This is a genomic window from Sphingomonas flavescens, from assembly GCF_030866745.1.
GTDB classification, from domain to species: domain Bacteria; phylum Pseudomonadota; class Alphaproteobacteria; order Sphingomonadales; family Sphingomonadaceae; genus Sphingomicrobium; species Sphingomicrobium flavescens.
On record NZ_CP133016.1, the window covers coordinates 2,180,241 to 2,205,829 of the forward strand.

Consider the following 25,589-nt stretch of genomic DNA (forward strand, 5'->3'; position numbering starts at 1 on the left):
CATGCTAATGCACGGTGGCGGCCGCGCCGCGCGGGTTCATTATCTGTCGGGGACGTTCCGATTGCTCAGCGACGGCGATCATGTCGTCTGCGCCGTAACGGGCACCACAATTCCGCTGCATGAGCTCAAATACTGGAGCGTCGAGCGACAGGAGGCTTATGTCGACGCCGACGCCAGCCTTAAGGCCGAACGGGCGGCCCGGCCCTAACCGACGCGTCGCCCACGCACGCCGATCTGACCGTTGATCCTCAGGAAATAGCTCCCCAGCGGGCCGCGAAGGATCGTGATCTTCTGTCCAACGCGCGGCGGATCGAACGAGACACTGCTGTCAGACGTCTCCCACGTCGCATTGTCTTCCGCGATGACGATCCGGTAATAGCCGTTGTTCAGCGGCCGCACTGACGTGATGGTGGAATCGAGCCGGCGTTGCGCTTCGTCTGCCGTGCTGTCCCCCGAAAAGAACGGGATCTTCGGTAAGGTGAAGCCGAACAGCGAGCGGCGCGCTTTCCGGATTTCCCCTTGGTCGACGATCGCGACCGTGCCGGTGTTAGCTGCCTGAACCAAAGCGCCCGCTGCGTTATCGTAGCAGGCCAGGCGCTGAGTTGGATCGCCGATCTGCCGGCAGCGATCGATGGCAGCAACGAGGGGTGATGGAGCAGTCTTCTCCTTCGCTTTCGTGTAAGCCGGAGTGCTTGAGACCCCGGCGGCACATATGATCGCGATGACCCAACGGCTCAGCTTGCGCATGATCAAGTCCCCCCTCTTCGCCGACCAAAAACTGCGCAACTTCAACGCGAATGCAACCTGTGCCCGAAATGACACATAGCGCGCACCTTTTGTGCCGTGGTGGCGGCGTCCGATTGATTCGTCGGCATTGTTACACTTAGGAATTGAACATCAGCGCCGGTGAATCCGGTGATGGGGTATGCGGTCGTGACCGCATTCAGAAGGGGAAATACATGTCCAAGAGCACTTTCAAGGGGTCGCTCCTTGCGACCACGGTCATCGCCGGCATGGCGCTGTCGACTCCGGCTTTCGCCCAGTCCCAAACGACTCCCGAGAACGTGCCGCCCGCGCCGGTGACGCCGACCAACACGCAAGGCACCACGCCCCCGGCCGCACCGACGGACGCCCTGCCTGCAGCAGGCACGCAGTCGAATGAATCGGCTGCTCCGGCCGAGCCGACCAGCGCGCAAGAAATCGTCATCACGGGTACGTTGATCCGCAACCCCAACCTGGTCGCCTCCGCGCCGGTTACCGTTCTTGGTCATGACGAAGTCTCGCTTCGTCAGACCAACACTGCGGAAGAAATCCTGCGCACCATCCCGGGCGCGGCGCCGAGCATCGGTCAGAACGTCAACAACGGCAGCGGCGGTTCGGCGTACGTCAACCTTCGCGGTCTGGGTTCGAACCGCAACATCGTCCTGCTGGACGGCGTGCGCATCGTCCCGGTCGACCTCGTCGGGCGCGTCGACTTGAACACCATCCCGCTGGCCCTCGTCGATCGCGTCGACGTGCTCACCGGCGGTGCAAGCTCGACCTACGGCGCCGACGCGGTCAGCGGCGTCGTCAACTTCGTGACCCGCAGCGACTTCTCGGGCATGGAGCTCGCGGTTTCCGACCAGATCACGCAGCGCGGCGACGGCAATTATCTGCGTGGCGACCTTACGCTTGGCGCCAACTTCGACGATGGCCGCGGTAATGCGGTAATCAGCATCGGCTACCAGGAATCCGATCCGGTCTATCAGGGCCATGATCGTCCGTATTCGAACATCGCGTTGAGCTCTGCGGACCCGGGCAACCTTAACGGTGCAACCTCGGCGACGACCACCCCGACGCGTATCGACGTCGCGGCCGGCGCGTTCCAGGCCGATCCGACCGGCACCAGCTTCGTGCCCTTCTATCAGGGCTACAACTTCAACCCGTACAACGTCTTCCAGACGCCGTTTAAGCGTTACAACCTGTTCAGCGCCGGTCACTACGACATCAGCGATCACCTGACTGTCTACGCCCGTGGCATGTACAACAACACCACGGTCGACACGATCATCGCTCCGTCCGGCTTGTTCTCGACCAACGTCGCGATCAACCTGAACAACCCGTTCCTGTCGACCGCGCAGCGCAATTTCCTGTGCGCGAACGCGGACTCGAACCCGAACGTTAGCGGCACCCAGCTGCTGACGGCAGCCGAGTGCGCGGCGGCGATCACCACCACCGGTGGACCGGGGACGGCGGCCTATCGCACCGTGACCGTCCAGGCCAACCGCCGCATGCCAGAAGTCGGTCCACGCGTCAGTGACTACAACACGCAGATGTTCGACTTCCGTGCCGGTATCCGCGGCGACATCACCGACAAGATCGGTTTCGACGTCTTCGGCTCGCGCGGCATCAGCAACAAGACGCAGACGATTCAGAACTACGTTCTGACGTCGCGTGCCCGGCAGTCGCTGCTGGCTCTCACGCCGACGGCGTGTATCGACACCAGCAATAGCTGCGTTCCGCTGAACCTGTTCGGGCCGGAAGGTAGCATTACGCCAGCGATGGCCGGCTTCATCAGCCAGGAATCGACGACGCGGGTTCAATCGGTGCTGTCGCAGGCGCGGGCCACCATCAATGGCGACACGCCGCTGCAACTCTGGGCCAAGAACCCAGTCGGCTTCGCGGTCGGCGGTGAGTACCGCAAGTACACGGCCAGCCAGCGCGCCGACAGTCTTGCGAAGACGGCCGGCGAACTGGGTGGCGCCGGCGGCGCTGCTCCGGACATCAACGGTAAGTTCGACGTCTACGACGCGTTCGCGGAAGTGATCGCGCCGATCGTCTCCGATCGTCCGTTCTTCGAAGAGCTGCAACTTGAAGCGGGTATCCGCCGGTCGCACTACACGATCGGTGCGCCAGCTAACACCAGCTTCAACACGACGACCTGGAAGGTCGCCGGCAGCTGGTCGCCGGTTCGCGATCTGAAGTTCCGCGGTGCGTACAACCACGCCGTCCGCGCCCCGAATATCGGCGAGCTGTTCTCGCCGGTTACGGTCGGACTGATTGCGCTGACGGCCGATCCGTGCGCCGGAACCAACACGAATGGTAATGCGAACTTGACGGCAGTCTGCCTCGCGCAGGGTGCTCCGGCCGCGCTTATCGGCAGCCTTCCGCAGCCGATCTCGGGCCAGGCCAATCAGACGTCGGGCGGCAACCCGTTCCTGAAACCGGAAACCGCGAACACCTACACCGCCGGTGTGGTCATTCGTCCGCGCTTCATCCCGGGACTGACGGCGACGGTCGATTACTACAACATCAAGATTAAGCTCGCGGTGGCAGCACCGACTGCCGGCGACGTGATCAACGCCTGCTTCGGCAACATCACGGCATCTTCCGCATCCAACCCGGCTTGTACTTCAATCCGGCGTAACCCGGATACCGGCGGTTTGTCGGGCAGCCCGGCGACCACCTTCGGCCTGCCGCGTCAGCTGTCGAACCTCGGCAAGATCTCGACCGACGGTGTCGACTTCACCCTCGACTATCGTCACTCGCTGGGCTCGATCATGAATGCGCCGGCGAAGTTTGCGATCGCGACCGGCGGCAACTGGACTCGCAGCGGTAAATTCCAGGCCACGGCGGCCTCGATCAATCGTGAGTGCACCGGTTACTTCAGCGTCAACTGCGCCTCGCCAAATCCGGAATGGTCATTCAACACTCGTGCGACCCTGTCGCTTGGTCGTGTCGACCTGTCGGTTCTGTGGCGTTACCTGAGCCCACTGAAGTACGAGGGTACGGCCGGCGATTTCGCGGCGCGTGGCTTCACGGGTGTGAACTGCGTTGCGGCAGGCGCCGGCGCGCAGCCGGGTACCTGCAACCGCTACCTGTTCAACGGAACGGTCAACACGCGGCCGAGCACGTCTCCGCTGTTCAACGCGCCGGGCACCTACAATGGCCAGACCGTAAATTTCAACCGGATCCCGGCGTTCCATTACATCGATCTCTCGACCCGCTTTAACGTCAACGAGCATTTCGACCTGACGTTCACGGTCCAGAACCTGTTCGATAAGGATCCGCCGATCGTTGGTAACAGCGCCGGTACATCGTCGTTCAACAGCGGCAATACCTATCCGTCGACCTACGACTCGCTGGGTCGCCGGTTTGCGGCGGGCGCCCGGATCAAGTTCTAGGAAGTTCGTGAAGTTCAAAGGGGAGAGGCGGGCCTTCGGGTCCGCCTCTTTTTTTATGGGATCCAGCGCCGCTCGCGGATCCAGCGCGTGGCGAGATACTTGGTCCCGCTGGTCACGGGCATCCCCGCGTGCTCGGCAAGCTGGTCCGCGTTGCCGTCCGCACCCACGTTGCTGAACAGAAGGACATCGCCAGTCCGTCCGCGAACTTCGACGCCCGTTCGAACGAATGCCGTCGCGCCGCCTTCATAATCGTCGTTGAGGTAAATCAGGGCGGTCCAAATGCGCTGATTGGGCGCACCATCTACCCAGTCGAAATGCGGGCGATACTCTTGTCCCGGGGAGTAGCGCAGAACCTGCAACGCCTCGCCCTGATCGTAGCGGGTGCCGGAAGCAGCCGCGACGCGCCGGTTGAGAGCATGGATTGCGGGATCTTCGCTGTCCCAGCTGAATGACGCGCCATCCGAGGTGCGGATCGTGTCCTGCACGAGCTGTCCCACGGCGTCGTAGACCATCGAAGGTTCAAACTGACCAGCAGCCGCAACGAGATATTGGCATTCTTGCGGCGTCAGAAGTTTTTCGAAGAGGCGAGCGTCGGGTCTGTCGGCCACGTTCCTGCTCGCGGGCATTTGCGTGGGCTCGCCTGAGGAATCGAGTTTCATTGCTTGCAGCAACTGGAGGGATGCGGTGCGCGCCGGGATCTTGCCTGCCTCGACCCGAAGCCGACCGATCGCGGCCGCCCAATCGCGCCGGCCCGCAACGCCACTCGCCAGGAGGTTGGTCACCACGAGATTTGCCTGGACATGACCACGCGCAGCCGCGGCTTCGAAGAGGGCGCGAGCGCGAACCGGATCCTGGTCTACAAGCGTTTCGCTCCAATGGAGATGTGCAAGCACGAACAGCGCCTGCGGATCACCGGTGAAGGCCAGAGCGCGCACTTCTTCGGCTCCGGCCTGGTCGTTGGCATGGATCAGGTTAATTGCGCGCTGGAGACGTTCGACGGACATGACCAGCCTATTGCCATAAGCCACTGATGGCCGAAACCAGACGCCCTGCTGACACTTGACCGCGGCGCCGGGAGCCGCTCATTTCCGCGAGTGCAAACGACCGCCGAACAGCATCTCGCCCGTGCCGCGCAGGCGCAGCAACAGGGGAGACCGGCGGAGGCCATCCGGGAGGCCGAAGCCGCACTGACGCTTAATCCCGATCACCCGATCGCCCATAACATGCTGGGTATGGCCGCGCTGGATCGCGACGATCTGCTGGTTGCACTTCGTCATTTCGCCGCCGCCACCACCGCGGATCCGAAGGCCACCGCGCTGTGGCTCAATCTCGCCAAGGCGCATCGTCTGGCACAGGACGATGCGGGGGAACGCGCGGCGCTTGAAGCCGCTCTGCTGACCGATCAGCGTCATCTGATGACCAACATCCGCTTTGCCCAGCTCCTCGAGCGCTGCGGCGAGCATGGGGAGGCGACCACCCGCTGGGCGGGCGTAGCCGCGCTTGCGCTCGAGCATCCCAACGCCGGTCCCGAGCTACGTCAAATCTTCGACCACGCGCGCGAATTTGTCGCCGCGCAAACGACCCGGCTTGCCGACGCGCTGCACGTCGAGTTGGACCACGATCTCGCGAAGGTTTCGCCGCGCGACCGGCGCCGGGCCACGGCCGCGATGGAATTGATGCTGGGACGCCGAAAGGTTTACGCGAACCAGTGCTTCGGTCTCCACTATCCCTTCCTGCCTGCCGACGAATTCTTCGATCGCGAGCACTTCCCGTGGTTGTCGGACCTGGAAGCGCAAACCGCGATGATCCGCGCGGAACTGATCGCGCTGCTCAAGTCCGAGGATCCAGGTCTGACGCCCTACGTGACGATGCCGGCAGGAACGCCGGAAAACGTGTGGACTGGCCTCAATAATTCGGCGGCGTGGAGTGCCTTGCATCTCTGGCGCGACGGCGAGCGCATCGCCGATGCCTGCGCGCGGGCACCGCAAACTGCCGCATTGGTTGAACAGTTCCCGCTAGCAGCTATCCCCGGGCGCGCCCCGACCATATTCTTCTCCATCCTCCAGGCGGGCAAGCACATCCCGCCCCACACGGGCGTCACGAATACGCGGGCGATTATCCACCTTCCGCTGATCGTTCCGCCCGGATGCGCTTTTCGCGTCGGCGGCGAAACTCGCGAGTGGCGCGAAGGAGAGGCGTTCGCCTTCGACGATACGATCGAGCACGAAGCCTGGAACCGCAGCGATCAGGATCGTGCCGTACTCATCCTGGACTGCTGGAACCCGCATCTTGGCGACGCCGAGCGGGCGATGATTTCTCGGATTTATGACGTTGCTGACCGGGAAAAGGCGTCGGTCGCGGGTTAAATATTGTCGACTTCCCGACTGTGCTCCAATTGTCACAGTGGACTAACTAAAGTCAGGCGACGCCCTCTGCGGGATTGCCACTTCAAGATGAGCAGTCCTATCCGCACCCCACTTGCGGTCCATTGGCCGAAGTTATTTTTGAAGGCCATCCGGCCTTCGGGGAGAAAGGTTTTACATGACGACTACGGCAAATCGCGCTGCGACCGCCCTCCGGGCAGGTAGCGCATTGACGGCGGTGGCGTTGGCGACTCTGTTCGCGACGCCTGCGTTTGCGCAGATCGCGCCGACGACGAGCAACGACTCGTCCGCGCAGCAGGATGCGGCGCAGGCTGCTGCTGCTAACCAGAGCACGACGACGGATGCGACGCCGCCTTCCGCCGCGGCTGCTCCGGCCGACACCAAGGAAATCGTCATCACCGGCACGATCAGCCGCAATCCGGCCGCCGCCACGGCGTCGCCGGTCGTTTCGGTCACTGCCGACGACATCCAGAAGCGCGGCATCTCGACTGTCACGGAATATGTGCAGACGCTGACCGCCAACAACGCCGGTACGGTTCCTCCGAGCTGGTCGGCCTTCGGCTTCACCACCGGCGCCAGCGCTCCGTCGCTGCGCGGCTTCAACGACGCGTACACGCTGGTCCTGTTCGACGGCATGCGCTCGGCGGTCTATCCGCTCGCGGACGATACGCAGCGTAACATCGTCGACATGAACTCGATGCCGAACGCGATCGTCGGCCGCATCGACACGCTGCTCGACGGCGCGTCGGCGACCTACGGTTCGGACGCCATCGCGGGCGTGGTCAACGTGATCACCAAGAAGGAAGTCCAGGGCCTGCACGCCAACGGCTCCTTCGGCATATCGCAGAAGGGCGACGCCAAGGAATACCGCGGCAGCCTGACCGCCGGTTTCGGCAGCCTCTCGGACGACGGCTACAACGTCTACGCCAACGTCGAATGGCAGAAGAACGACCCGCTGTACTCGCGTCAGCGCGGTTATCCGTTCAACACCGGTGACCTGAGCCAGATCTGCGGCACCGCCGATCAGGGCTGTTTGTTCAACGCGGTTCGTAACGGCATCCAGTATGACGGTTCGTATCTTGGCTTTGGCGCTACCGAAGCTGCGGCTGTCCGTCCGCTCAATCCGACCACCCTCGCGAATGCGGGCCCGTACCAGTATCTGAATGGCTGCACGGCGAACACCACCCCGGTTACGCTGACTGCTGCGCAGCGGATTGCAAACACGCCGACCAACGGCATCGTTTGCCAGCAGGACCGCGTTAATCAGTTCCAGATGTACAACGCCGGCATCACCCGCAAGGGCGGCGCGGTTCGTGCGACGAAGCGCTTCGGCGATACTGACGCGTTCATCCTGTTGAACTACTACAACACGAAGACCTTCAACTCGGGTTCGCCGCGTAGCTTCACCGACAGCACCACGCCTGCGGGCCGTCGTGTCTCGGTCAGCCGCGTCATCCTCCCGGTCTATGTCTGCCCGGGCGCCGTTGGCGTCGTTGGCACCAATCCGGCGACGGGTAACATCTCGGGCGACCTGACGTTCACGGGATGTAATGCGCAGAACGGCACGCTGAACCCGAACAACCCGTTTGCGGCTGCGGGCCAGCCGGGTCTGTTGACGGCGACGTCGAACATCCCGACGACCACCCGCACCGACGCCCGCACCTACCGTGCAATGGTCGGCGCCAGCGGCACGTTCAGCGGCTTCGATTACAACATCGGTGCAACGGCATCGCGCGTGGACCTCGACATTCACACGCGTGGTTTCCCGTTCCTCCGTAACCTGATCAGCGCGATCGGCACGGGCCGCTATAACTTCGTCGATCAGAACGCGAACAGCCAGGCAGTTCTGGACTCGGTGTTCCTGCCGAGCGACAAGACCGCAACTTCGAAGCTGTGGCAGGTTCAGGGCGCTATCGGTCGCGACATCTTCCGCCTCCCGGGCGGCATGCTGAACGTTGCTGTCGGTGCGCAGTATCGTCACGAAGCGCTCAACAACCCGAGCGCCAACCCGACGAACGACGTCGATCCCTATGCCCGCTACTACGGCATCAACGCCGTTGGCGTGAAGGGCGCGCGCAACGTCTGGTCGCTGTCGTACGAAGTCTCGGCCCCGATCGTGGAGCAGCTCCGCGTGAAGGCTTCCGGCTCGTACGATCACTACTCGACGGGTCAGAAGGCGTTCTCGCCGAAGTTCGAGGGTGAGTTCACCCCGATCCGCGAGATCAAGCTTCGCGGCACCTGGTCGAAGGGCTTCCGTGCACCGAACTTCAACGAGTCGTTCCAGCTGCCGGCGACGGGCTACACCAGCGCGTCGATCGTCTGCACGCAGCCGCAATATGCTGCGTTCTGCGCGGCGCACGCCAGCAACCCGGCCTACTATTCGGGAACGTACAGCTACGGTCTGACCTCGGCTGGCAACCCGAACCTGAAGCCGGAGAAGTCGACTTCCTACACGCTGGGTACGGTTATCCAGCCGCGTCGGAACATCACCTTCACGGCCGATTACTGGCACACGAAGATCAAGGGCATCATCAGCCCGCCTTCGGCGACCGCGGATATCTTCAACCAGTACTATCAGAACAATGGCGTCGTGAACGCGCCGGGTGTGATCGTGCTGCCGGGTACTCCCGATCCGCAGAACCCGAATGCGTTGCCGCTGCTCGGCTTCATCCAGTCACCGTTCCAGAACGTCGACTCGTTCATGGGCAAGGGTATCGACTTCTCGGCTGACGTTCGCTTCCCGATCAACAGCGGGATCTCGCTGCGCAGCCAGGCCAACGTTTCTTACTTGCTGAAGCTGCAGAAGCAGTACGACAGCGGCGGAATTGAGCGTTACGACGGAACGCTCGGCCCGTGCGGCTGGACGTCCTGCTCGGGTGCGCCGAAGCTGCGTGCGATTTGGCAGAACACCGTGAACTTCGGTGAACGCGCCAACTTCACGCTGACGGCGAACTACAGCTCGGGTTACTCGCCGACGGCGACGGACTCGGGAGGCTTCTACAAGGACTGCCAGGCCTCGGCGAACTCGGGTCAGCTCGTCACCTATGACAACGGTGATCCGGTTCAGTGCCACGTCAAGGCGTCGTGGTGGTTGGATGCTCACGCGGAATTCAAGCCGACGAGCTTCCTGACCCTCTACGGTGACGTTCTGAACCTCACCAACAAGAAGCCGCCGCTCGACGTGAACGCCGGTTACTCGATCTACCAGTTCAACCCGGCCTGGTCGGATCGTCTGTTCATCGGTCGCTACTTCCGCATCGGCGCTCGCGTCGATCTGGACCCGGCGAAGAAGGTTGCGGAATATGTCGCTCCGCCGGCTCCGCCGCCGCCGCCGCCGGAAGCTCCGGCGACGCAGACCTGCGCCGACGGTTCGGTGATCCTGGCGACTGCAGCGTGCCCGGCTCCGCCGCCGCCGCCGCCGCCGCCGGCTCCGGCTCCGGAGCGTGGCCTCTAAGCCACGGGCTGAATTGACAGGGGGAAGGGCGGCGCTTGCGCCGCCCTTTCTTTTTCGACGAACGGCGGTCCCTGCACCTTGACCAATGATAAGGGTGCGACGAACGTTCGACGGACTTTTCAAGGAGTTCCTGATGTTCGTAGCCGCCGTTCTCGCTTCCCTTGCCGCCGCGACCGCGCCGACGGCGCAGGTGGCCCCGACGCAAACGCCGACGGTTCAGCCTGCCGCGCCGGTCAAGGAAAAGAAGGTCTGCACTTCGGAAACCGTGTCCGGGTCGATCATGCCCAAGCGCGTTTGCCGCACGCAGGCCGAGGCTCAGGCTGAAGCGAAGGAAGTTGCCCGTCGCTCGATCGAACTGCCGAGCCGCCAGGGCAGCCGCAACTAGGCCGCAACTCGCTCCTCGCCTGCGGGCTTGAGCACCAGCTGCCCGTCGCCTTCATCGACGTGGACTGTTGATCCGTCCGAGATTTCGCCGGCAAGGATTTTGTCGGCGAGGGGATCCTGCAGATATTTCTGCACGGCGCGTTTCAGCGGGCGGGCGCCGTACACGGGATCGTACCCGACGCGGCCCAACCAGGCCCGTGCAGCATCCGTGAGGTCGAGCCGGATCTTCCGGTCTTCCAGAAGCTTTCCGAGCCTTGCGATCTGGATGTCGACGATGGGTCCCATGTGGCCGGCGCTCAGCCGGTGGAACAGGATGATTTCGTCCAGCCGATTCAGGAACTCGGGCCGGAAATGGCTGCGCACGACTTCCATCACCTGCGGTTCGGCCTTCTCGACCGGTTCGTCCTCGCCCAGCTGCGCCAGATATTGCGAGCCGAGGTTCGAGGTCAGGATGATGATCGTGTTCGTGAAGTCGACTGTGCGGCCCTGGCCGTCGGTCAGCCGCCCATCGTCGAGCACCTGCAGCAGCACGTTGAAGACGTCGCCGTGTGCCTTCTCGACTTCGTCGAACAACACGACCTGGTAGGGCCTGCGCCGCACCGCTTCGGTCAGCACGCCGCCTTCCTCGTAGCCGACATACCCCGGCGGCGCGCCGATCAGCCGCGCGACCGCGTGCTTCTCCATGAACTCGCTCATGTCGATGCGGACCATCGCGGTCGCATCGTCGAACAGGAATTCGGCGAGCGCCTTGGTCAGCTCGGTCTTGCCGACGCCCGTCGGGCCCAGGAACAGGAATGATCCGAGCGGACGGTTGGGATCCTGCAGGCCCGCGCGCGCGCGACGCACCGCCGCGGACACCGCCTTCACGGCATCTTCCTGCCCGATGACGCGAGCGCCGATCAGGCTTTCCATCTGGAGCAGCTTGTCGCGCTCGCCCTCCATCATCCGCTCAACCGGAATGCCGGTCCAGCGGCTGACGACGCCCGCAATGTCCTGATCGGTCACTTCCTCGCGCAGCATCGCGCCCTTCGACGCGACCTGCGCGTCGGCGAGCTGCTTTTCGAGCTGCGGGATGCGGCCGTATTGCAGCTCGCCCGCCTTCGCGAGGTCGCCGCCACGCTGAGCCTGCTCCAGCTCCACCCGGGCGGCGTCGAGCTGCTCCTTGATCTTCGCTTCGCCGGCAATCTTTTCCTTTTCTGCCTGCCAGCGGGTGGTCAACTCGGCCGACTGCTGCTCGAGGTTGGCGAGCTCGCTTTCCAGCGTCGCCAACCGATCCTTCGACGCCCGGTCCTGCTCCTTCTTCAGCGCCTCGCGCTCGATCTTGAGCTGAATGATACGCCGGTCGAGATTTTCGATCTCCTCGGGCTTGCTTTCGACCTCCATGCGGATGCGGCTCGCGGCCTCGTCCATCAGGTCGATGGCCTTGTCGGGCAGGAAGCGATCGGTGATGTAGCGGTTGCCCAGCGTGGCCGCCGCGACGATCGCCGCGTCGGTGATCCGCACACCGTGGTGCAGCTCGTACTTTTCCTTGAGCCCGCGCAGGATCGAAATGGTGTCGGGCACCGTCGGTTCGCCCACGAATACCGGCTGGAAGCGCCGCTCAAGCGCCGCATCCTTCTCGATATATTTGCGATACTCGTCGAGCGTCGTCGCGCCGATGCAATGCAGCTCGCCGCGCGCCAGCGCAGGCTTCAGCAAATTGCCCGCATCCATCGCGCCTTCCGCTTTGCCCGCGCCGACGAGTGTGTGCATCTCGTCGATGAACAGGATGATGTCGCCCTCGGCCTGGCGCACCTCGTCGAGCACGCCCTTCAACCGCTCCTCGAACTCGCCGCGATATTTCGCACCGGCGATCAGCGCGCCCATGTCGAGCGAGAGCAGGCGTTTGTCCTTGATGCCGTCGGGCACGTCGCCATTGGCGATGCGGAGCGCGAGCCCTTCGGCGATGGCGGTCTTCCCGACGCCAGGCTCGCCGATCAGCACCGGATTGTTCTTGGTTCGCCGCGCCAGCACCTGCACGGTACGGCGGATTTCCTCGTCGCGGCCGATGACCGGATCCAGCTTGCCCGCGCGCGCCGCTTCGGTCAGGTCGCGCGCATATTTCTTCAGCGCGTCGTAGCGGTCTTCCGCGCCTTGCGTGTCCGCGGTACGCCCGCCGCGCAGCTGCTCGATCGCGTTGTTGAGGTTCTGCGGCGTCAGGCCCGCCCGCGCCAGCGCGTCACCGACGTCGTTGCCCTTGGCCAGCGCCATCGCCAGCAGGATGCGCTCGACGGTGACGTAACTGTCGCCCGCCTTCTTCGCGACTTGCTCGGCCTGGTCGAGGATGCGGATCGTATCGCCGTCGATGCCGGGTGCCTGAGTTGCGCCGCTACCAGTAACGGACGGGATCTTCGCGACGAGCGAGTCGGCTTCGCGTTGCGCCGCCTTCGCGTCGCCGCCCGCGGCCTGGATCAGGCCGGCCGCCATGCCTTGCTCGTCGTCGAGCAGCGCCTTCAGCAAATGCGCCGGCGCGATGCGCTGGTGATGCTCGCGAACCGCGATCGTCTGCGCCGCCTGCACGAAGCCGCGGGCGCGATCGGTGAGCTTTTCAAAGTCCATTGTTCACCCCTCTATCTCTTGGGGCAGATATGGTGTTGCACATTGGCAACACAAGATCATTCAACTCAGGAATGCGGCTGGCCCCGTTCGGGTGTCGGCGCAGGCGGTGAAGGAGAGGGTTGGGCTGCCAACGGGTCCGCCGCCGGAGCCGTCGGCGTGCTGGTCGGAATTGGCTGGCCAACCGAGGCGGCGTCTTCCGGATGGATGATCGCCGGGCATTCGGCCGCGACCGCGGGGTCCATGTTCCAGCGGCGATACTTGGTGCTGTCCACATGGAAACGGATGAAGGCATAAAATCCGAGGCCTGCCTGATAGTCTCCGCCATGGCGATTATGATCGCCGCACAAAGTACGCATCATTACGACGCGCTCGACCGGCCGAAGCGGCACCATGTCGATTGCCGAATAAAGCTTGTGCGCGCTCTCCGGCGCGCCGCCGGCGCAGACATTGAGGGAAGGGTTGCGATAGGCCGACACCGGCTCCACCGGGCCCAGCGCGGGAATGACGTAGTCGCGAATGTAACGCAGCGTGTTGATGATGTGCGGCCATTCGGCGGTCGGCGGAATTTCGAAGGGTTGAGCGCCGCAACTTTGCCAGGACGTCGCAGTGCGCAGCAATTGCCAGGTCGGAACGACGCCGCCCACTTGGGCGCCATTTAGGTAGTCGTTGAATGCGCGCACCTGCTGTGCGCGCCCGGGCGCGGCAAGATACCAGCTGCGATAGCCGGGCTCGTCCTGGCCCGCGGTGATGTACGCCGAGGCGGGATCAGCCGGCACGGCGGCAATCGGCGTCGGCAAAACAGGCGGCGTTTGTGCTGCTAAAGGAGAAGCGAGCATTGCGGTAACAAAAGCGAACTTGCGCATCGGCAGACCATAGCCTGCGCACCATGCTTGAAAAGCGCCCCGCACTCGCCGACATCGCGAATATGAGCCAGCCCATCGACGTCGACCTGCCGCACAGCCTCGGCAAGGACGAAGCCCGCCGCCGCATCGCCAACAACGTGCACAAGCTGACCGAGCACATCCCGGGCGGCGCGCAGGTGCAGTCGGGCTGGAATGGCGATCAGCTGAACCTGGATATCGCCGCCATGGGCCAGAGCGTCGCCGCAACGATCGATGTGATGGAAACGAAGGTTCATCTGAAAGTCCTGCTCCCGGGCATGCTCGGCATGTTCGCCGGCGTCATTCAGGGCGCGCTGCAGAAGAAGGGCAGCGTCCTGCTCGAGGATCACAGCAAGGGCTGACGCTCGCCGGCTGCGCCGCTAAGGTCCTCGCAGCAGAGGAGGCGACATGCGGCATTTCGCGGTGGTCGGTTCGGGTCCGGCGGGCTTTTATACCGCTGAGGCGCTCGAGAAAGCGTATGGCGATCAGGCCCGCATCGACATCCTCGACCGCTATCCCGTCCCCTACGGCCTGATCCGCTTCGGCGTCGCGCCTGACCACCAATCGCTGAAGGCCGTCAGCAAGCGCTACGACAAGGTTGTCGACAGCGCGGGCGTCGATTTCATCGGCAACATCACCGTCGGTCGCGACGTCTCCGTCGCCGAGCTGCTCGACCTCTACGACGCGGTCATTCTTGCCACCGGCGCGCCGCACGACCGCAAGCTCGGCATCCCCGGCGAGGATTTGCCGGGGGTCTTCGGCTCGGCCGAGTTCGTCGGCTGGTACAACGGCCACCCCGATTTCGCCGACCTTGATCCGCCGCTCGATGGCACTCATGCGGCCGTGGTCGGAAATGGCAACGTCGCGCTCGATTGCGCGCGGATCCTGTCCAAAACGCGCGGCGAGTTCGAAGGCTCGGACATCGTCGGCCACGCGCTCGACGCGCTCGAAAAGAGTGCGATCCGTACCGTCACGCTGCTCGGCCGCCGCGGGCCGCATCAGATCGCGATGACCCCCAAGGAACTGGGCGAGCTCGGCCATCTTGAAGCCGCGTTGCCGATCATCGAACCGGCCGACTTCCCGCCCATGACTGATGACGAGCCACTCGAACCCGGACTCCGTAAATCGGTAAGCTTGTTGCGCGGATTCGCGGACCTCGCCGCCGACAAACCCAAGCGCATCGTCTTCGATTTCTTCGCCAAGCCCATCGCGATCGAAGGCAATGGCCGCGCCGAACGTATCATTGTCGAACGCACGCAGCTTTCCGCCAGCGGGGCCGCGCAAGGCACCGGAGAAACTTACGAGGTGCCGGCGACTTTGATCGTCAGCGCGATCGGCTACGCGACCTCGCCGATTGCGGACGTGCCTTTTGCGGGCGGCAAGTTCCTCAACGAAGGCGGCAAGGTCGCCGACCGTCTCTACGCCGTTGGCTGGGCGCGCCGTGGCCCGAGCGGGACCATCGGCACCAATCGCCCGGACGGCTATGAGGTCGCCGATCAAGTCGCGGTGGCCATGCCCACCGGCAGTTCGGCTGACCGCCCGGGCGCCGCCGGCCTCAAGCGCCTGCTCGAGGAGCGGGGCGTCATGGCCACCGACTATGACGACTGGCGCAAGATCGAAGAAACTGAGACCGCCAACGCGCGCCCGGGCAGCCCGCGCGAGAAGTTCGTGCGGCATGCCGATTGGCTCAAGACGGTGGGGCGCTGATTGCGGTTGCGCTATTCGCCGCGCTTTCCTATTGAGCGCGCGCCTTGGCTCCCGCCGCGACACCTGTCGCATCCGCGGGTTCCGGTCGGGGAGTAGCTCAGCCTGGTAGAGCACTGTCTTCGGGAGGCAGGGGCCGGAGGTTCGAATCCTCTCTCCCCGACCACTTTTCTTTGCTGCCTGCGCAGGCCGGTTGACGGATGTTTCGTCCGGGCCGAGACCGCGCCGAGATGAAGATCCTGTTTTACGGGCGGCTCGCCGAAGCCATTGGCTCCGAGCTTGAGCTTGAAACGCCGTCCGACGCTTCCGTGGCCGAGGTTCGCGATCGACTGTGCGTCCTCTATCCGCAGGTCTCCGCGACTTTGCAAAGCCGGCTCACACGGGCGTGCATCGGCAACCGGCTCGTTGCCGATGAACACCGCCCACTCGCGGCCGACACTCTTGAGTTCCTGCCGCCGGTGTCCGGCGGATGAGCATCGTCGCCAGGCTGGAAGAGACAGCGCTCGCCCCGCCAGAAGAGCTGGCGGCGCTACTCGCGAGTGCGAGAGGCGACGGTGCCGTCGTCAGCTTCACCGGCGTCGCGCGCGCGACCTCGAAAGACGGCGTACCGCTGATGCACCTGGTACTCGATCACCACCCTGTGCTGACGCTCCAGTCGCTTGAAGCGATTGCGGCGGAGGCTGCCGCACGACCTGGCGTTGCACACGTTCGCGTCGTCCATCGCTGCGGCGCCATTGCGTCAGGGGAGCCCATCGTTTTCGCCGGCGCCGCCTCGCGACACCGCCGAGCAGCCTTCGAGGCAGCAGACTACCTCATGGACCGACTGAAGACCGACGCCGTGTTCTGGAAGCGCGAAGTCGGCGAGCGCGGCTCAACCTGGATCGAGCCGACCGAAGCTGACTACGCCGACCGCGAGCGGTGGAGCTGAGATGGTAGGGATCGACGACAGCCTGACCTTCCATCCACTGCGGATCGCCGTGCTGACCGTGTCCGACACGCGGACCGAGGAAACGGATAAATCGGGCGCACTCCTCGTCGAGCGTCTCACGGCCGCGGGCCATGGGCTAGCCGCCAAGACAATCGTGCCGGACGATGTCGATGCGATCCGCGCCCAGATCCGGGGATGGTCCGACGATGAAGCGGTCGACGTGATAATCTCCACCGGCGGCACCGGCTTTGCGCCGCGTGACGTGACGCCCGATGCGGTGAGACCATTATTCAGGCGCGAAATGGACGGCTTCCCGATCCTCTTCCATCAGGCCAGCCTCGGCACGGTCGGCCTGTCGACGCTGCAATCTCGCGCCTGCGCCGGGCAAGTCGACGACACATTCGTTTTCTGCCTGCCCGGCTCGACGGGCGCCTGCCGCGACGGCTGGGACCTTATCCTCGGCCAGGAACTCGACAGTCGCTATCGACCCTGCTCGCTCGCCGGCCAAATCCCCCGGCTGCGGGATCTCTGCCCATGAGCAAGCTCACCCACGTCGATGACAGCGGGCGTGCCAAGATGGTGGATGTTTCCGGCAAGGAGGAGACTGTCCGAACCGCTCGCGCGCGGGGTTGCCTTAAGTGCAAGGCGGAGACGCTGGAGCAGGTTCGAGCCGGTACCGCGCCCAAGGGCTCGGTCGTCCGAACCGCCGAATTGGCAGGCATCATGGCCGCAAAGCGAACGGCCGAGCTTATTCCGCTTTGCCATCCGCTACCGTTGTGGAAAGTCGACGTGCATATCGATGTCGACGAGGAGTTGCCGGGCTTTCGTGTAGATGCCGAGGTCCGCACCAAGGCGGTGACGGGGGTCGAGATGGAAGCGCTCACCGCCGTCTCCATCGCCTGTCTGACTTTGTTCGATATGTTGAAGGCGATCGACCGGACGATGTCGATCGACGGCCTTGAAGTCACCGCAAAGTCGGGCGGCAAATCCGGCAGCTGGGACCGCGAATGATCGGCTTCGACGAAGCGATCGAGGTCATTCGTTCACTTTCCATCGCCAGGCGGGTCGAGACGGTGTCCCTCGCGCAGGCTGCCGGCCGTGTGCTCGCGGAACCGGTCCGCGCGCTGATCGCTTCGCCGCGCTCGGATGCGTCCTCCATGGATGGCTATGCGGTCAGGGACGCGGATCTGAAGCACCTCCCTGCGCGCCTTCGTGTCGTGGGCTCGTCTTATGCGGGCGCAGGCTGGAACCATCCGCTCGAGCCCGGCACCTGCATCCGCATCTTCACTGGTGCCCCGGTTCCACAAAACGCGGATCGCGTAGTGATCCAGGAGATCGTTCGAGCAATCGGCGACGAAGCGATCATTGAGCACGATCCCGGGGCCGCTCGCTTCGTGCGAATGGCCGGCTCAGACTTTGACGCTGGCGACGAATTGCTCTCGGCTGGGCGCCTGCTCGACGCCCGCGCGCTCGTCGCCGCGGCGGGGGCCGATGTCGCGACGCTCAAGGTCCATGGCCGCCCGCGGATCCGTATCCTCGGCACCGGGGACGAACTTGCCGAACCCGGCACGGCCCGAGACATCGCCGACGCTATCCCGGAGAGCGTGACGTTCGGGGTCGCGGCGATGGCTGAGCAGGCGGGTGCTTCGGTCATTGGCGTCGCGCGTCTTCGCGATGAACTCGTGTCCATGCAGGCGGAGGCGCAGGCTGCCTTTGCCGACGCCGAGGTACTCGTCGTTACCGGCGGCGCGTCCGTTGGCGAAAAGGACTATGCGAAGGCAATGTTCGAGCCGCTCGGGCTTGAGCTGCTCTTCTCCAAGGCGGCCATCAAGCCCGGCAAACCCGTCTGGCTCGGCCGCGTCGGCGACCGGTTGGTGCTCGGCCTGCCCGGCAATCCCACCTCGGCGATGGTCACCGCCCGACTATTCCTTCTCCCGCTACTCGCTGTTCTGACGGGCCGAAGCGTCCACGAAGTCCTGAATTGGCGAACAATGCCGCTTGCGTCGCCGTTAGGCCCTTGCGGTGACCGCGAGACTTTCCATCGCGCGCGCCTGCAATCGCATGCCGCCGAGATTCTTACTTTCCAGGATTCGAGTGCCCAGCATGCGCTCGCCAGTGCTGACCTCCTTGTTCGTCAGGCGGCGAACGCTGGAGCCGTCGGCGTAGGGGACACTCTCGAGGTCCTCGACTTTTAGGTGAAGAGCAGCTTTGCGCCAGCAATAACCAGGACGGCACCAAGGGTTCGCAACAACCAGGGGCGGGGAAGCCGATCAATCCCGAGCCATGTTCCCAGTAGAGCGCCGCCGAACACCGCGCCGAGGAAGATCGGCAGTTCGCGAGGAAGATGCCCAACCGCAGCGGCGTTCCCGGCAAGGCCTGCCGCCGAGTTGAGCAAAATGAAGGACGCCACCACACCCGACGTGCGGCGCGGCTCTTCCCAGCTGTTGAGAATGATGAGCGGACTGAGGAAAATCCCGCCGCCCGTTCCAGTCAACCCCGCCAATACGCCCAGCACCGCGCCCGCCGGCAAGCTGATCCACCAGGGGGGCGCCGTCACGGGCCGTTCCGCCAACGCCTTCGGCTGCCATAGCAGGCGCACGGCAGCGACCCACAGCAGGATGCCGACCAGCGGCTTGTAGTAGATAGCGGGTAGATGGATTCCGCCGCCGATGAAGGCGGCCGGCGTGGCGGTCAGCGCGAACGCCAGCACCAGCGGCCAATTGGTCAGATCGCGCCGCCAGTAGCGCCAAGCGCCGAACCCAGCGACCAGCAGGTTCAGGGCAAGTGCCGTCGGCTTCATCGTCTCCGGCGCGACCGAGAACAGCGCCATGGCGGCGATGTAGGCGGAGGCACCGCCGTGGCCGACACTGGAATAGAGCGCGGCGCCGAGCGCGAACAACATAGCCAGCCACGCGACGGTCGTTACGTCCATGCGTGCCGTCAGCCGCCAGTGACGCTCATGTGCCGCTCGACGGCGGGTGCCGCCGCATCGATGCGAAACGTGTGCGCGCGCGGCTTCACGGCGAGCAGCCCGTCGAGCGCTCCATTCACGGCGGCCGCGTCTCCAGCCTGCAACAGCTCGCGCAGCTCGATCTTTCGGTCGTGGCCCAGGCAGCCGAACACCGTCCCCGTTGCCGTGATGCGAATGCGGTTGCAGCCTTCGCAGAAATTGTCCGTGAGCGGCGTGATCATCCCCAACAGCGCGCCCAATCCACCAACCTCGAAATAACGGGCGGGACCGCCCGTTCGCGCGGTCGAAAGGACGAGCTCGAACTCGCGTTCCAGCCGCGACCGCACTTCCATCAGTGGAAGGTAATGATCCGTGCGTTGATGCTCGACCTCGCCCAGGGGCATCGTTTCGATCAGCGTAAGATCATGCCCTTCGGCGGCGCACCAGCGCAGCATCGGGACGATCTCCTCCTCGTTCAGCCCCCGCAGCGCGACCATGTTGATCTTGATCTTCAGGCCCGCGAGCGCTGCCGCTTCGATGCCCTTAAGCACCTGCTTCAGCTCGCCCCGCCGCGTGATTGTCCGAAACAGCTCCGGATCGCGGCTGTCGAGGCTGACGTTGATCCGCCGGATTCCGGCCGCGGCCAGCGCGGGGGCATGACGTGCCAGCTGCGTGCCGTTGGTCGTCATGGTCAACTCATCGAGCCCGCGCCCGATCCGTTGTCCCAACGTCTCGACCAGCCGCTCGACACCCCTGCGCACCAGCGGTTCGCCGCCCGTGAGCCGGATGCGCTTCACACCCCGTGCGATGAGGATGTCGGCAAGCGCGACGATCTCTTCATCGCGGAGGACCTCGTGGCGCGGCACGAAGCGCATCTGCTCCGTCATGCAATAGCGGCAGCGAAGATCGCAGCGGTCCGTCACCGATAGCCGGACGTAGGTGATGTGCCGGCCGAACCCATCGATCATGGGAGTCCTGGTCATCGACACTCGATCATATCCGCGCCGCCTCGTCAGCGACGATTTCACTGCTGATCTCGGCGATCGACGTGCATCCTGTGAGGGCCATGGCAACGCGCATTTCGCTTTCGATGAGCCGCAGGACGTGGCTCACGCCCGCGCCACCCTCCGCTGCCATCGCATACATCCAGGCGCGGCCCATCAGGACGAAATTCGCACCAAGCGCCAGCATCCGGACGACATCCAGGCCAGAGCGGATGCCGCCGTCCACTAGGATCGGGATGCGTTGGTCAACCGCCTCGGCGATTGCGGGCAGGGCGCGCGCGCTCGAAAGCACGCCATCGAGTTGACGGCCGCCATGGTTCGACACCACGATGCCGTCCGCGCCGCTGGCCACGGCGCGGCGCGCATCGTCGGGATCGAGGATGCCTTTCAGCACCAACGGTCCCGGCCACTCGCTGCGGATCCAGTCCAGATCCCTCCAGTTCATCGAGGGATCGAAATTGCGCGCAATCCAGGTCCCGAAATCGTTGAGCCCGCTGCCGGGCGCGACGACCTTCGCGAGATTGCCCATGCTGTGCGGCCTTCCGCGCAGGCCGACATCCCATAGCCATCCAGGCCGCGAGATCACCTGCCCTAATCGCCGTAGTCTGGCTGCAAGGCCGCTCGACCCCGTCAAGCCCGACCTTACGTCGCGATAGCGCGATCCGGGCGTTGGCAGATCGACCGTGAACAGCAAGGCCTCGCACTTCGCTTCGCGTGCCCGGGCAATCAGCTCGCGCATGAAGCCGCGATCGCGGACGACGTAAAGCTGGAACCAGAACGGCGCGTCTGTTGCCTGCGCCACTTCCTCGATGGTGCACACGCTGACAGTCGAGAGCGTCAATGGCACGTTCGCGGCGGCGGCCGCCTTCGCCGCCTGCGTTTCGCCGCGCCTGGCGTACATGCCGGACAGCCCGACCGGCGCCAGACCCACCGGCATCGCCCATGTCCGCCCGAACATCTCGGTCGACAGGTCGATCTTCGATACGTCGCGCAGCACCCGTTGTCTCAGGACGACGTTTTGCAAATCCTCGACGTTTCGCCGTAGCGTCACCTCGTCGTAGGAACCGCCGTCCAGATATTCGAACAGGAAATGCGGCAGGCGCGCCTGCGCCAACGCGCGATAATCGCCGACGCTCGCCGCCCGCTTCGCCAACCTAGGTCGCGAAGGTCGGGTCGAGCCGATAAGCCTTCCGCTTCAGCGCCGGCCAAGCCAGGAAGTTGGCCGCCATCTTCAGGCCGACGGCTCCTTGCTCCGCCGCCAGTTCCGGCGTGCCCTGCGGCGGGTTGCTGCACCTATCACCAGCCGACAGCGCCATGATCTGCGCCTGACAGGCCCGTTCGATGAAATAGAGTTTTACGAAGCACTCGCCGACGTTGCCGCCGACTGCCAGCGTGCCATGGTTGCGCAGGATCATCCCGCCTTTGTCGCCAAGATCCGCGACCAGCCGCTCGCGCTCGTCGAGGTCGGTCGCGACGCCCTCATAGTCGTGGAACGCTAGGTCCGACCGGACCAGCATAGCCGTCTGTGTCAGCGGCAGCAGGCCTTCATCATGCGCGCTGACCGCCTGGCCCGCCGGCGTGTGAAGATGCATCACCGCCTGAGCATCTTCCCGCGCCATGTGGATCGCCGAATGGATGGTGAAGCCGGCGGGATTGGTAATGAATGGCGTCGGCTCGACCGGATTGCCGTTGACGTCGACCTTCACGAGCGAGGAGGCGGTCACCTCTTCGAACATGAGGTTGTACGGGTTGAGCAGGAAATGATGCTCCGGCCCCGGCACCCGGGCCGAAAGGTGCGTGAAGATCAGATCGTCCCAGCCGTAGTGGGCAACCATGCGGTAGGCGGCGGCGAGATCGACGCGTACAGCCCATTCCTCGGCACTGACCTTGTCCTTCATCGGCGGAATCTCGACGTTGTCCAACGGAACGCCGGTCATGCCGCGGTTCATGGTCTCGACACGGTTCATTCTTTTCCCTCCTGCCGATCGGGATGAGCGGCGGCGAACGCGGGCATCTGATTGGCATTCTCTTCCGCGCGCAGCAACGTTGGATAGGGGTCGAGCTGCACGTTGAAGCGCCGCGCATTGTACAACTGCGGGATCAGGCAGACGTCGGCCCCGGTCGGCGCGTTGCCGAACAGGAACTTGCCGGCCCGCGGCGCGGCGATCGACTCCAGTGCCGGCAGGCCCTCTTCGATCCAGTGCCGATACCAGGCGTCCACTTCGTCTTGCGAATGGCCCAATTCATTCTTGAGATATTTCAGCACCCGCAAATTGTTCAGCGGATGGATATCGCAGGCGATCGCCATGGCCATCGCGACGACATGCGCGCGTTCCGCAGCGGAGGCGGGAAGGAGCGGCTGATTGGGATAGCGGAGATCGAGATAATTGATGATCGCAACGCTCTGCGTCAGCCGATGGCCGTCGATCTCAAGCATCGGCACCAGCCCTTGCGGATTGAGCGCACGATACTCGGCAGATTTCTGCGCATCCTCCCGCAGGTCTACTGGGCGGCTTTCGTAATCGACCCCCTTCAAATTCAGCGCGATGCGGACGCGGTAGGCGGCGGACGATCGCCAGTAATCGTAAAGGATGGGGCGCGGCATGTCGACTTGCCTACACTGGCTCCAGGAACGGCGCTATGACTTCCGCGGGCACGCGGATCGGCCGTCCCAACGCCTTGTCGATAATCGCCCACTGCGTCTTCGCGCGAACGCAGATTTTCCCGTCCGCACCGGTGAATTCCATATGCCGGTCGAATCGCGCGCCGCGCGGCGCATCGCCGACCCACGTTCGTCCGATTACCGTATCGCCGGCGACCGCGGCGCGCAGGTAGTCAATCTCGTGCCGCACCACGACCCAGAAGTACGCCGCATCGTGCGCGGGATCCGCAATCGAATGCCAGTGCGCGACGGCGACGGTCTGAATCCACTGGACCCACACCGCATTGTTGACGTGGCCAAGCTCATCGATGTGCTCCGGCAACGCCGTCAGCGCCATTTCGAACACCGGCCGGTTCATTGCACCTGCGTCAGGATGAACGCGTAGGTCTCCGCTACTTCGTGCAGCCGCTCCCACCGGCCGGACTTGCCGCCATGGCCCGCGCCCATGTTGATCTTGAGATAGAGCGGGCTGTTGTCGGTCTTGGTAGCGCGGAGCTTGGCGGCCCACTTGGCGGGCTCCCAATAGGTCACGCGCGGGTCGGTGAGGCCACCGGTGATCAGCAGCGGCGGATAATCCTGCGCTTTCACATTGTCGTACGGCGAGTAGCTGCGGATCAGGTCGAACGCGGCCTTGTCCTCGATCGGGTTACCCCATTCCGGCCATTCGCCCGGCGTCAGCGGGAGGGTGTCATCCAGCATGGTGTTGAGCACGTCGACGAACGGAACGTCCGCGACCGCTGCACCGAACAGCTCCGGATCGGAATTGACCACGGCGCCCATCAGCTCGCCACCCGCTGAACCGCCGTTGATGGCGATGCGACCGGGCCGCGTGAACTTCTCCGCTATCAGCCCCTTCGCCACATCGACGAAGTCGTTGAACGTGTTGGTCCGCTTGGTCAGCTTGCCGTCCAAAAACCATTTGTAGCCAAGGTCGTCGCCGCCGCGGATGTGGGCGATCGCGCAGGCCCAGCCGCGGTCGAGCAAGCTGATGCGGTTGGTGTTGAAGCTCGGCGGGATCGCGTGTCCGTAAGCACCATAAGCGTAAAGGAACAGCTTGCCCTCGCCATTCTTCTCGAAGTCCTTTTTGTAGACGACCGACACCGGGACTTTCACGCCGTCGCGCCCGTCGACCAGCAATCGTTCGGTGGTGTATTGAGAGCCATCGTAGCCTGACGGCACCTCCTGCACCTTCAGGACTTCCAGCGTGTTGGTTTCAGGATAATAGTCATAGACCGTCGTAGGTGTGACCATCGACGTGTAGCCGACGCGGTACGCCTCAGGCGCGAACTCCGGGTTGCCGATCAAGAAAGCGCTGTAGCTGGCTTCCGCGAACGGAATGCGCGTTTCTTCGCCCTCGTAAGACCGCAGGACAAGTTGATCGAGCCCATCCACGCGGCTGCTGATTGCCAGGTGGTCGCGATAGGCGGTCGCGCCTGTAAGATAAACGCGGTCCGATCCCGGGACGACGGTCGTCCACTCGCCGGGGTTCGCTGGATCCGCCGATGCAATGCGGAAGTTCACCTCTTCGTCGTTGGTGTAGATCCAAAGTTTCCCGTGCGCGGCATCGCAATGATATTCGCGATTGGCCTTGCGAGGAGAGATCAGAGTCAGCGGCTGGGTCGGGTCGACCGCGCCGACGAAACGTACTTCGCTGGTCGCATTGTCGCCGGTCGAGATGAAGATCGTGCTCTTGTCGTGCGACTTGCCGGCGCCGACGGAGAAGCCAAGTTCTTCCGTCTCTTCGTACAATGTGACGTCCTGCTCGATTGACGTCCCCAGCCGGTGAAAGCGCGCGCGGTAGCTGCGCCAATTGTCATTGACCTCGGTGAACACGACCCCATCGCTGCCGCTTGTCCAGACCGGCTGTCCGATGCCGACCTTGGTAACCGTCTCGACGTCCTTGCCAGTTGCCAGCTCGCGGATTCTCAGCTCGAATCGCTCCGATCCATCATAATCCGCCAGCGTCGCCAGCAGCTTGCCATCCGGGCTAACCTCCAGCGCGCCGAGCCGGAAATATTCGCGCCCATCCGCTTCAGCCGGCTCGTCGAACAACACGTCGTCCGCGCCGCCGCCGACAGGCTTGCGATACCAGGTCCGATACTGCGCGCCCGGCTTGAACGCCCACCAGTAAAGGAACTCGCCGTCGCGGACGGGGACCGAGCTTTCGTCCTCCTTGATCCGGCCTTTCATCTCTTCGAACAGCTGTTCGATCAGACCCTGTTGCTGGGCCTTCCAGCCCTCGAAATATGTATTCTCGGCCTTCAAGTATGACAGCACGTCCGGATCATCGACTTCCGGGTATTTGGGGTCGCGCAGCCAGTGCCAGGGATCTTCGATCTTCACGCCGTGGCGCTCGTAGCTGTAGGGGCGTTGTTCGGCCTGCGGCGGCGTCGGTGCGTCGTTCATGCGGCCTCTTAGCCTCACGGCTGGCCGAGTGCCTAGCTCGGCCGCTTTTCTCCGCGTTGAAAACGGCTACG

At 64.1% G+C, this 25,589-nt stretch carries 23 protein-coding genes and 1 tRNA gene; 13 read left to right on the forward strand and 11 right to left on the reverse strand.

All coding sequences use genetic code 11. The annotated features are described in order from the left end of the window. Position 1: 1 nt before the first annotated feature. Positions 2–208: a DUF2093 domain-containing protein gene (locus QU596_RS11190; RefSeq protein WP_308515592.1), complete on the forward strand. Its 207-nt coding sequence runs from the start codon at positions 2–4 to the stop codon at positions 206–208. On the opposite strand, the gene QU596_RS11195 is transcribed toward QU596_RS11190, so the two are convergent. After that, positions 205–747 (reverse strand): hypothetical protein, encoded by a 543-nt coding sequence (locus tag QU596_RS11195; RefSeq protein ID WP_308515593.1) that lies wholly within the window; start codon positions 745–747, stop codon positions 205–207. The two genes, QU596_RS11190 and QU596_RS11195, sit on opposite strands and share 4 nt — an antisense overlap. Before the next feature lie 212 nt (positions 748–959). Between QU596_RS11195 and QU596_RS11200 the strand changes: the two genes are divergently transcribed. Continuing rightward, the gene (locus tag QU596_RS11200; protein WP_308515594.1) at positions 960–4,163 is read left to right on the forward strand and encodes a TonB-dependent receptor domain-containing protein; all 3,204 of its coding nucleotides are present in this window, start codon (positions 960–962) and stop codon (positions 4,161–4,163) included. A 53-nt stretch (positions 4,164–4,216) separates the two neighbouring features. Here the strand turns inward: QU596_RS11200 and QU596_RS11205 are convergent, their stop codons facing one another. Continuing rightward, a complete protein-coding gene (locus tag QU596_RS11205) occupies positions 4,217–5,167 on the reverse strand; it encodes a prolyl hydroxylase family protein (protein ID WP_308515595.1) in 951 nt (316 codons plus the stop codon). Positions 5,168–5,257: 90 nt separating this feature from the next. Here QU596_RS11205 and QU596_RS11210 point away from each other — a divergent pair, with 90 nt between their 5' ends. The 3 genes from QU596_RS11210 to QU596_RS11220 all read left to right on the forward strand — a co-directional run bounded on the left by QU596_RS11210 (position 5,258) and on the right by QU596_RS11220 (position 10,386). Continuing rightward, entirely contained in the window at positions 5,258–6,529 is a 1,272-nt protein-coding gene (locus tag QU596_RS11210; protein WP_308515596.1) for an aspartyl/asparaginyl beta-hydroxylase domain-containing protein, read from the forward strand. 175 nt (positions 6,530–6,704) lie between these two features. Continuing rightward, positions 6,705–10,001 (forward strand): TonB-dependent receptor plug domain-containing protein, encoded by a 3,297-nt coding sequence (locus QU596_RS11215; RefSeq protein WP_308515597.1) that lies wholly within the window; start codon positions 6,705–6,707, stop codon positions 9,999–10,001. A 133-nt stretch (positions 10,002–10,134) separates the two neighbouring features. After that, on the forward strand, positions 10,135–10,386 hold the full coding sequence (locus tag QU596_RS11220) for a hypothetical protein (RefSeq protein WP_308515598.1): 252 nt from the start codon (positions 10,135–10,137) through the stop codon (positions 10,384–10,386). Here QU596_RS11220 and clpB read toward each other — a convergent pair. Both clpB and QU596_RS11230 read right to left on the reverse strand, forming a co-directional pair. Continuing rightward, positions 10,383–12,983, reverse strand: a complete 2,601-nt coding sequence (gene clpB / locus QU596_RS11225; protein ID WP_308515599.1) for an ATP-dependent chaperone ClpB — start codon at positions 12,981–12,983, stop codon at positions 10,383–10,385. The two genes, QU596_RS11220 and clpB, sit on opposite strands and share 4 nt — an antisense overlap. A 65-nt stretch (positions 12,984–13,048) precedes the next feature. Next, positions 13,049–13,780 carry a hypothetical protein gene (locus tag QU596_RS11230; protein WP_308515600.1) on the reverse strand — a complete coding sequence of 244 codons (732 nt, stop codon included), beginning with the start codon at positions 13,778–13,780 and terminating at the stop codon, positions 13,049–13,051. Positions 13,781–13,869: 89 nt separating this feature from the next. Here QU596_RS11230 and QU596_RS11235 point away from each other — a divergent pair, with 89 nt between their 5' ends. The 8 genes from QU596_RS11235 to QU596_RS11270 all read left to right on the forward strand — a co-directional run bounded on the left by QU596_RS11235 (position 13,870) and on the right by QU596_RS11270 (position 18,691). Then, positions 13,870–14,226, forward strand: coding sequence for a polyhydroxyalkanoic acid system family protein (locus QU596_RS11235; RefSeq protein ID WP_308515601.1), 357 nt, complete (start codon positions 13,870–13,872; stop codon positions 14,224–14,226). Positions 14,227–14,272: 46 nt separating this feature from the next. Next, positions 14,273–15,571, forward strand: a complete 1,299-nt coding sequence (locus tag QU596_RS11240; protein ID WP_308515602.1) for an FAD-dependent oxidoreductase — start codon at positions 14,273–14,275, stop codon at positions 15,569–15,571. A gap of 86 nt (positions 15,572–15,657) precedes the next feature. Further along, positions 15,658–15,734, forward strand: a tRNA-Pro gene (locus QU596_RS11245). 64 nt (positions 15,735–15,798) lie between these two features. Next, entirely contained in the window at positions 15,799–16,041 is a 243-nt protein-coding gene (locus tag QU596_RS11250; protein ID WP_308515603.1) for a MoaD/ThiS family protein, read from the forward strand. Continuing rightward, a complete protein-coding gene (locus tag QU596_RS11255; protein WP_308515604.1) occupies positions 16,038–16,496 on the forward strand; it encodes a molybdenum cofactor biosynthesis protein MoaE in 459 nt (152 codons plus the stop codon). Before QU596_RS11250 ends, QU596_RS11255 begins: the two co-directional genes overlap by 4 nt. A 1-nt stretch (position 16,497) precedes the next feature. After that, a complete protein-coding gene (moaB, locus tag QU596_RS11260) occupies positions 16,498–17,034 on the forward strand; it encodes a molybdenum cofactor biosynthesis protein B (RefSeq protein ID WP_308515605.1) in 537 nt (178 codons plus the stop codon). Then, the gene (gene moaC, locus QU596_RS11265) at positions 17,031–17,507 is read left to right on the forward strand and encodes a cyclic pyranopterin monophosphate synthase MoaC (protein WP_308515606.1); all 477 of its coding nucleotides are present in this window, start codon (positions 17,031–17,033) and stop codon (positions 17,505–17,507) included. The genes moaB and moaC overlap by 4 nt, the downstream gene beginning before the upstream one ends. Further along, complete coding sequence (locus QU596_RS11270; protein WP_308515607.1) at positions 17,504–18,691, forward strand: molybdopterin molybdotransferase MoeA; 1,188 nt, start codon at positions 17,504–17,506, stop codon at positions 18,689–18,691. Before moaC ends, QU596_RS11270 begins: the two co-directional genes overlap by 4 nt. On the opposite strand, the gene QU596_RS11275 is transcribed toward QU596_RS11270, so the two are convergent. The 7 genes from QU596_RS11275 to QU596_RS11305 all read right to left on the reverse strand — a co-directional run bounded on the left by QU596_RS11275 (position 18,688) and on the right by QU596_RS11305 (position 25,518). Then, positions 18,688–19,428 carry a sulfite exporter TauE/SafE family protein gene (locus QU596_RS11275; protein ID WP_308515608.1) on the reverse strand — a complete coding sequence of 247 codons (741 nt, stop codon included), beginning with the start codon at positions 19,426–19,428 and terminating at the stop codon, positions 18,688–18,690. The two genes, QU596_RS11270 and QU596_RS11275, sit on opposite strands and share 4 nt — an antisense overlap. An 8-nt stretch (positions 19,429–19,436) precedes the next feature. Further along, the gene (gene moaA, locus QU596_RS11280; RefSeq protein ID WP_308515609.1) at positions 19,437–20,429 is read right to left on the reverse strand and encodes a GTP 3',8-cyclase MoaA; all 993 of its coding nucleotides are present in this window, start codon (positions 20,427–20,429) and stop codon (positions 19,437–19,439) included. A 10-nt stretch (positions 20,430–20,439) separates the two neighbouring features. Then, entirely contained in the window at positions 20,440–21,603 is a 1,164-nt protein-coding gene (gene lldD, locus QU596_RS11285) for an FMN-dependent L-lactate dehydrogenase LldD (protein WP_308515610.1), read from the reverse strand. 1 nt (position 21,604) lies between these two features. After that, complete coding sequence (locus QU596_RS11290; protein ID WP_308517992.1) at positions 21,605–22,348, reverse strand: class II aldolase/adducin family protein; 744 nt, start codon at positions 22,346–22,348, stop codon at positions 21,605–21,607. Positions 22,349–22,413: 65 nt separating this feature from the next. Continuing rightward, on the reverse strand, positions 22,414–23,055 hold the full coding sequence (gene maiA / locus QU596_RS11295; protein WP_308515611.1) for a maleylacetoacetate isomerase: 642 nt from the start codon (positions 23,053–23,055) through the stop codon (positions 22,414–22,416). Positions 23,056–23,065: 10 nt separating this feature from the next. Then, positions 23,066–23,470, reverse strand: coding sequence for an acyl-CoA thioesterase (locus QU596_RS11300; protein WP_308515612.1), 405 nt, complete (start codon positions 23,468–23,470; stop codon positions 23,066–23,068). Next, positions 23,467–25,518 (reverse strand): S9 family peptidase, encoded by a 2,052-nt coding sequence (locus QU596_RS11305; protein ID WP_308515613.1) that lies wholly within the window; start codon positions 25,516–25,518, stop codon positions 23,467–23,469. Before QU596_RS11305 ends, QU596_RS11300 begins: the two co-directional genes overlap by 4 nt. Positions 25,519–25,589: the final 71 nt, after the last annotated feature.